The organism is Xanthomonas sp. BRIP62418, from assembly GCF_003993495.1.
Taxonomy (GTDB): Bacteria; Pseudomonadota; Gammaproteobacteria; order Xanthomonadales; family Xanthomonadaceae; genus Xanthomonas; species Xanthomonas euroxanthea.
The window spans coordinates 39,365-46,102 of sequence record NZ_QEZG01000057.1 but is presented as its reverse complement, the minus strand read 5'-3'; the positions used below and the strand labels follow the sequence as shown (position 1 = coordinate 46,102).

The 6,738-nt window shown below is 67.1% G+C and carries 7 protein-coding genes and 1 other RNA gene; 5 read left to right on the top strand and 3 right to left on the bottom strand.

Features of this window, described 5'->3' with window-relative positions:
* A partial coding sequence (locus EO174_RS23025) for a hypothetical protein (RefSeq protein WP_206515099.1) occupies positions 1 to 302 on the top strand: 302 nt, incomplete at its 5' end.
* Between the two features lie 285 nt (positions 303 to 587).
* Here the strand turns inward: EO174_RS23025 and EO174_RS21555 are convergent.
* The 3 genes from EO174_RS21555 to EO174_RS21545 all read right to left on the bottom strand — a co-directional run bounded on the left by EO174_RS21555 (position 588) and on the right by EO174_RS21545 (position 2,668).
* A non-coding RNA gene (locus EO174_RS21555) (sX9 sRNA) lies at positions 588 to 663 on the bottom strand.
* 86 nt (positions 664 to 749) lie between these two features.
* Positions 750 to 2,072, bottom strand: a complete 1,323-nt coding sequence (locus EO174_RS21550; RefSeq protein ID WP_126947433.1) for an XVIPCD domain-containing protein — start codon at positions 2,070 to 2,072, stop codon at positions 750 to 752.
* Positions 2,069 to 2,668 carry a hypothetical protein gene (locus tag EO174_RS21545; RefSeq protein WP_164740296.1) on the bottom strand — a complete coding sequence of 200 codons (600 nt, stop codon included), beginning with the start codon at positions 2,666 to 2,668 and terminating at the stop codon, positions 2,069 to 2,071. The genes EO174_RS21550 and EO174_RS21545 overlap by 4 nt, the downstream gene beginning before the upstream one ends.
* Before the next feature lie 295 nt (positions 2,669 to 2,963).
* Between EO174_RS21545 and EO174_RS21540 the strand changes: the two genes are divergently transcribed.
* The 4 genes from EO174_RS21540 (at position 2,964) to EO174_RS21525 (ending at position 6,620) form a co-directional block, all read left to right on the top strand.
* A complete protein-coding gene (locus tag EO174_RS21540) occupies positions 2,964 to 4,916 on the top strand; it encodes a SpoIIE family protein phosphatase (RefSeq protein WP_241240060.1) in 1,953 nt (650 codons plus the stop codon).
* Positions 4,913 to 5,344, top strand: a complete 432-nt coding sequence (locus EO174_RS21535) for an ATP-binding protein (protein ID WP_126947427.1) — start codon at positions 4,913 to 4,915, stop codon at positions 5,342 to 5,344. The genes EO174_RS21540 and EO174_RS21535 overlap by 4 nt, the downstream gene beginning before the upstream one ends.
* Positions 5,341 to 5,760, top strand: coding sequence for an STAS domain-containing protein (locus EO174_RS21530; protein WP_126947424.1), 420 nt, complete (start codon positions 5,341 to 5,343; stop codon positions 5,758 to 5,760). Before EO174_RS21535 ends, EO174_RS21530 begins: the two co-directional genes overlap by 4 nt.
* A 239-nt stretch (positions 5,761 to 5,999) precedes the next feature.
* Positions 6,000 to 6,620: an HAD hydrolase-like protein gene (locus tag EO174_RS21525; protein ID WP_126947421.1), complete on the top strand. Its 621-nt coding sequence runs from the start codon at positions 6,000 to 6,002 to the stop codon at positions 6,618 to 6,620.
* The last annotated feature ends 118 nt before the right edge of the window (positions 6,621 to 6,738 follow it).

The window sequence follows — 6,738 nt, the reverse complement described above, 5'->3', positions numbered from 1 at the left end:
TGGCTGGGGCTGTGGCTGTGGCTGTGGCTGTGACTGTGACTGTGACTGTGACTGTGGCTGTGGCTGTGGCTGTGGCTGTGGCTGTGGCTGTGGCTGTGACTGTGACTGTGACTGTGACTGTGTCTGCGGCTGTGACTGTGACTGTGACTGTGGCTGTGGCTGCGGCTGTGACTGCGGCTGCGGCTGTGGCTGTGACTGTGACTGTGACTGCGGCTGTGACTGTGACTGTGACTGTGACTGCGGCTGTGACTGTGACTGTGACTGTGGCTATGGCTGTGGCTGTGGCTGTGGCTGACAGCTGATTCTGTAACGACCACTCTGGCTCGATCACCGTCACCGGCGCTACGCGGCAAGCTGCGATTCCAGCTCGACAGCAGCAGCCCGACGGGTGAAGGCCGCCTCGCCTTCCAGCTGCCCTGCCCGCTCGGCGCACTCGACAAGCTCGCGTCCGTGGATCGGCAGCAACCGAAACGAAAAACGCCGGGCAAGCCGGCGTTTTCCTGTGCACCATTCGATGGCGGCAGTTGGCAGATCGAAGCGTCGCCGCGTCAGCCCTGCGGGTCGGTCGCAGTCACCGCATCAAGCGCGACTCCCAGCGCGTAGCGAGCGGCCGTCAGATGGTGCGGCTGGCGCGCCCGGCACTGCAGTGAACGATTGGTCCATGCCGATTCCGGACAATGGCCGCGCCCACCTGACGGCTGCGCAGCAGTTTTGTCGGCCGCTCCGCGCCCGTGCATGCATGAGCGCACTCAGCCCAGCGCGCGTGCGCCCTGCTGTTGTTGCTGAGTCTGCGTTTGCTGCTGCTCCAGCGCCACCGACTGGCGGGCGGCGTTGTCGGCCACACGCTGGCTGCTCTGTTCCAGCGGGGTGTTCATCGCGGTCATGGTCTCCACGCTGACCCGCAGCTGCGCGGGGTCGTCCACGCGGCCCTGCACGGCGAAGGTGCGGGCGGCATCGGGGCTCATCATCACCGCGTCGATGCGCTGGCCGCCGGCGGCGTGCATTTCCGAGGCGAGCGAGCCGGACAACTGGGCGCTTTGCTGGTCGGGCGCGCGCCCTGCACGTGCGTCCTGCGCGTGCACGCCACGCTGCGCGTCCTGGAACAGGGCATTGCCCACATGCCCCGGTTGGTCGATACGCAGCGAGGTGTGCTCGTTGCCGTGCTCGCGTGCGTCGCGCCTGGCAGGCTCGCCCGGAGCGAGCGGGCCGCGGATGGCGTCGATGGCGTCCTGGCCGAGGCCGCGCGCGCTGCGCGTCAGGATGGTGGTGCCGGTGCGCAGCCCGTCCACATCGCTGCGGTATTCGTCGATCATGCGTGCGTTCTTTTCGGCAAGCGGACGCGCGTTGGGGTCGGTGAGCGCCGAATGCTCGCCCAGGAAGTTGCCCAGCTTGTGCGCGCCCAGCGAACCGCCGGCCGCCACCAGCGGGTAGTCGGGAATCAGGAAATTGGCCTTGCTGTTGCTGTAACCGGCGCCGCTCAACGTGGCGATTTCATCCGGCTTGGCGTAGATGCGCACCTGCCCGAAATGCGGCGAGGCCGCGCTGACCGGGTCCGACGCCATCACGTGGTTGATCACGCTGTTGCCGCCTTCGGGAATGCGGTAACTCAGGCTGGCTGCACCGTAGGCGTTGAAGGTTTCGCCCTTGAGGTCGTAGTGGTGCGCGGAGACCTGCGCAAGCGCACCGCCCAGGGAGTGGCCGGTGACGGTGACTTCGGGAGTGCGCCCCTCTTCCTTACCAAGCTCCTTTGCGTAGCCCAATGCGTTCTTGGTCAGCGCCAACGCATCTGCTGCTTGCGGGTTGGTCCGCGAGGTGACCATCTTCGCATCGGTGAGAACATCATTGACTGCGCCTTCGGTGCCTCGATGCGCAACTACGATCTCGCCACTGCCTTCGCGGCGATAGATGGTGCCTTGATAGCCGTTGGACTTGTTGTTGACGTGCTCGAGAACGGCGTAACGCTGCCCTTCAATCGTGACGACTTCTTCCTGGCCAGGCGCGCGCCGACCTACCGCGCGATCCTTATAAACATCCTCCGACAAGCCAGCGTACTGTTGAGATGGGATGGTCATGGCGCAACTTCCTTGGCAGCCAACGTGATGGTGAAGAGCTTGTCGCGAATTTCTGGCTTGAATTCTTCAGCGTTGTGCTTCCCCATGTCCGGGAAATCACTCATCTCTGAACGCGGATAACGCTCGCTCCAGTAATACTCAGTAGACGCCTGCTGCGCCTGCACCGTCTTGCCTTCGATAAACGACAGGAAGCGGGTCTCTTCCTCTGCACCGGTGGCCTTCAGCAGCACGCTGGCGCCGCTGAATTCCCAGTGGCAGACGCCGCGACCGTAATAGTCCTCGTCCTGCATCAGGTCCAGATAGACGGTGCCACGGTACTCGGTGTCGGAGATCTTCTTGAGCGCGAAGTCTTCCTGGCTGGTGATGCGCCCGGCGGTGCCGGTTTCGGGCTGGATCTTGCCGCATTCGGCTTCGTTGGTGACGTCGTACTGCGCCGCGCCCTGCACCAGGCCGAACGCACCGGGCGCCTTGTCCAGCGTCAGCGTGACCTCGTAGGCCTTGCGCGGGTTGGGATTCAACTTGGCAAGGCCGCGGCCACCGGCCTCCACGTCGGCTTCTGCGGCGGCCTCGGTTGCGGGGGATTGGGTCTGGGTCATGCTGGTCTCCGGGGCGTTACAGGCCGTAAGCAAAAGGGCCAGCAGGCTCGGGGTCAGAATCTGGCGCAAGGCCGGCCTCCATGGCGATAGGGGGAGTCAATCTAGTTCGCTGACCCGCCGGGGTCAATTTACGGCAGCTGAGGATGAGGCCCCCGTGAGCCAGTTGCCGGGCGGCGGAAAACTGCCATGATCGGGGCCATCCGCCGCCAGGAAGCGCGTCATCGCCACCGGTCCCACATCGCCAGCCGACGGCGTGGCCGTCACCCCGCGGGTGCACTGGCGGCACAGCCTGCGCATGCGGGTGTTGCTGGCCGCCACCGCGGTGCTGGTGGTGTTGCTGGCGGTGCTGGGCACGGTGTTCTACCTGGGCGCGCGCGCCGAGCTGGTGGAGGCGGCGCGCACCGAGGTGGATGGCCTGACCGAGCAGACCGCGCGCAGCCTGGCGGCGATGCTGGATTCGGTGCAGGTGAGCGGCCGCACGCTTGCCGCCAGCAGCAGTGCGGTGGGGCTGCAGCCGTTCAATCTGCGCGCCCTGCTGCTGGCCACGCTCAGCGGCGACCCGGATATCGGCGCGGCGCGTTTGATCATCGAGCCGCGTACGCAAAAGGCCCGCGACACCGGGTTTGTCTGGTACGTGCATCGCGACGGCACGCGCGTACTAGAAAAATCGGTGCAGGAGCTGGGCTACGACTACCGCGCGATGCCGTGGTACCTGCGCACCCAGCGCGAAGGGCGTGCGTGGTGGTCCGAGCCATATCTCAATCCCAATGGCGGCAGCGCGCTGTACACCAGCTACAACCTGCCGTTGCGCCGCCCGGGCGATGCGGTGGATGCCGCGCCGGTGGGCATGGTCAGCGTGGACCTGCCGCTGCAGCACCTGCGCGAGATCATCGACCAGCTGCCGCGCGACATCAGCATCCAGCCGATGCTGCTCTCGCCCGAAGGCATGCTGGTGTTCAGCCCCGACCCGGCGCTCAACCTGCGCTACACGCTGGAGCGCTACGTGGCGCATGCGCGGCCGGACCTGCTGCCGCTGCAGCGCGCGGTGGCGGCCGGCCAGCCGATCTCGTTCGCGCATACCGCCCCCGACGGCGAGCGCTTTCTGACCCATAGCGCGGCGGTGGGGCGCAGCGGCTGGACCTTTGTGCTGTCTGCCTCGGAAGGCTATGTGCTGGCGGGGCTGAACTGGCTGGCCGCGTGGGTGGCGCTGGCGGCAGTGCTGGGCGCGGTGGTGTGGTGGTGGCTGATGGGGCGGATCACGCGCAAGCTGACGCGGCCGATCGAGGAGCTGACCGACACCGCAGAGCACTTTCGCCGCGGCGAGTTCGACTACCCGCTGCCACACATCCAACGCCGCGACGAGGTGGGCGTGATGGCGCGTGCGTTCGACAGCGCGCGCGATGCGATCCGCGACCACATCGCGCAGATCGGCGAGATGACCGCCGCGCGCGAGCGCATGCACAGCGAGCTGCAGATCGCGCGCGAGATCCAGCAGGCGATGCTGCCTTCCGGGCGCACCTTCGACCGCGCCAATTCGCACCTGGAAACCTGTGCCTGGCTGGAGCCGGCCAAGGCAGTGGGCGGCGACTTCTATCACTTCGTGGAGACCGAGCCGGGGCTGCTGTGGTTCGTGGTGGGCGATGTGTCCGACAAGGGCGTGCCGGCGGCCCTGTTCATGGCGCGCGCGGTGAGCGTGCTGGAAATCGCCGCGCGCCGGCATACGCGTCCGGACAGCATCCTGATCGCCGCCTCCACGCGGCTGGCCGACAACAACGACACCTGCATGTTCGCCACGGTGCTGTGCGGGGTGATCAACGTGGTCAGCGGCGACTACTGGCTGGCCAGCGCCGGCCACGAGCCGCCGGTGCTGATCGACATCGACGGCACCGCGCGGCCGTTGCCGCTGGAGACCGGCGCGCCGCTGGGGATCGAGCCGCAGGTCGCCTACCCGGTGCTGCAGGGCCGCATGAGCGCCGGGCAGACGCTGCTGGGATACACCGACGGGGTAACCGAGGCGATGGACGAGCGTGGCGCCAGCTACGGGCTGGAGCGCCTGCTCGGCGCACTGCGGCCACGCCGCAGCGCGGCGGCGCAGTGCAAGGCGGTGATCGCCAACATCGCCCACTTCACCGGCCAGGCCGACCCGTACGACGACATCACCCTGCTGGCGATCCGGCTGCGCCAGGAGCATGCTGGGCGGGTCGCAGACGCTGGCCGGGACGCACCCGGAAAGGCAACGACCCGATGAAGCTCGATCTGGCCATCGCGCCCTCGCTGGCCCAGCTGGCCGGCGCCAACGACGCGCTGGAACACTCGCTCACGCTGGAAGGCCTGCATGCCGAGCGCATCGGCCAGGTGCGGCTGATCGTGGAAGAGCTCGGCTGCAATGTGCTCACCCACGGCCAGTGCGCCGAGCAGCCGCTGCGCCTGCAACTGCAGCTGGACCCGCAGGCGCTGGTGCTGGAGATGCACGACCCCGGCAGCGCCTTCGACCCCAGCGCCGCAGCGACGCCGGACCTGACTGCCGAGCTCGACGATCGCGAGATCGGCGGGCTTGGGCTGTTTCTGGTGCATCAATTCGCCGATCACATCGACTACCGCCGCGATGGTGCATACAACGTGGTGCGCGTCACCCTGCTCCATCCGTACGCCCCTGTCCCCGAGGCACTGTCATGACCACGCTCGCCATCCAGATCGACCCGCCGCAGGACACCCGTCAACGCGTCATCCTGACCGGGCGCCTGGACACCCACACCTACCAGGACCTGGACGCGGCGCTGTCGCCGCTGCTGGGCACGCTGATCACCACGCTGGTGCTGGACCTGACCGCGCTGGAATACATCTCCAGCGCCGGCATCCGCTGCATCTTCAAGGCGCGCAAGGCGCTGGCCACGCGCCAGGGCAAGGTGCTGGTGACCAACCCGCAGCCGCAGATCCGCAAGGTCTTCGACATGGTCAAGGCAGTGCCACTGAGCGATGTCTTCGCCTCCACCGAAGAACTGGATGCCTACCTGGCGGCGATGCAGCGCAAGGTCATCGAACAGCATGCGCAAGGCGATACGCCGATCATGCCGCATTTCGCCGAGGCATGAGGGTCGCTGACGACGAGTAGCCAACGGGCGTGGGGTGGATGCGCGTGCACCTGGTAGAAGTGCACGTGTGGTACGTGCCGAATCCCGGCATCGGACGCGCGCCTACCTGGCGATGATTGCAGTGGGTGTGCCGATCGCCTTGCGGTGTCGCCTCGCCTGCGCGCACACATATGGGTGTGCCTGCGTGCGGCATGTGCACGGCAATGGTTAGGCTATGCCGCCCTGATCCCTGCGTTGCAATGCCCAGACTGATCATCTTCGACTTCGACGGTACCCTGGCCGATTCGTTCGGTTTCTTTCTGAGCACGCAGCGCGTGCTGGCCGAGCGGCACGGCTTCCGCGCCGCGCAAGCGCATGAAGTGGACGCCGCACGCCGCCTGAGCACCCGCCAGCTACTCAAGCAATCGGGCCTGAGCAGCTGGCGCATCCCGCTGGTGGCTGCCGACTTCATCCGCCTGATGCGTGCCGCCCCGCCGATGGCCTTGTTCGACGGCATTGCCGAGGTGCTGCAGACCCTGCACGCGCGCGGCACCTGCCTGGCGTTGGTGTCGTCCAACTCGGTGGAGAATGTGCAACGCGCCCTGGGCGAGGAACTGAGCGCGACGTTCGCCGTCATCGACGGTGGCGCGCATCTGCTGGGCAAACAGCGCGCCTTGCGCCGCGTGCTGCGCGCCACCGGGCATACCGCAGCGCAGGCGGTGTACGTGGGCGACCAGGTCGCCGACTGGGAGGCGGCGCAGACGGTGGGCTTGCCGTTTGCCGCGGTGGCCTGGGGCTATGCGCATCCGGAGGTGTTTGCGGGATTGGCGGGGACGCAGCTGATCGAACGCGTGGATGCGTTGCTCGGGTTGGCGGAGTAGGCCGTTTTTTTTCGGCTGGGATTGGGGATTGGGGATTCGCTGGAGCGAGAAGCCTGCCGGTGCTGCGTGCGTGCCCTCATCCGCCCTTCGGGCACCTTCTCCCGGAGGGAGAAGGGAA

Bases quoted from the DNA above. Each gene is read 5' to 3' on its own strand.
- EO174_RS21550 (WP_126947433.1), bottom strand. From the start codon at position 2,072: ATGACCATCCCATCTCAACAGTACGCTGGCTTGTCGGAGGATGTTTAT.
- EO174_RS21545 (WP_164740296.1), bottom strand. From the start codon at position 2,668: ATGACCCAGACCCAATCCCCCGCAACCGAGGCCGCCGCAGAAGCCGAC.
- EO174_RS21540 (WP_241240060.1), top strand. From the start codon at position 2,964: ATGCGGGTGTTGCTGGCCGCCACCGCGGTGCTGGTGGTGTTGCTGGCG.
- EO174_RS21535 (WP_126947427.1), top strand. From the start codon at position 4,913: ATGAAGCTCGATCTGGCCATCGCGCCCTCGCTGGCCCAGCTGGCCGGC.
- EO174_RS21530 (WP_126947424.1), top strand. From the start codon at position 5,341: ATGACCACGCTCGCCATCCAGATCGACCCGCCGCAGGACACCCGTCAA.
- EO174_RS21525 (WP_126947421.1), top strand. From the start codon at position 6,000: ATGCCCAGACTGATCATCTTCGACTTCGACGGTACCCTGGCCGATTCG.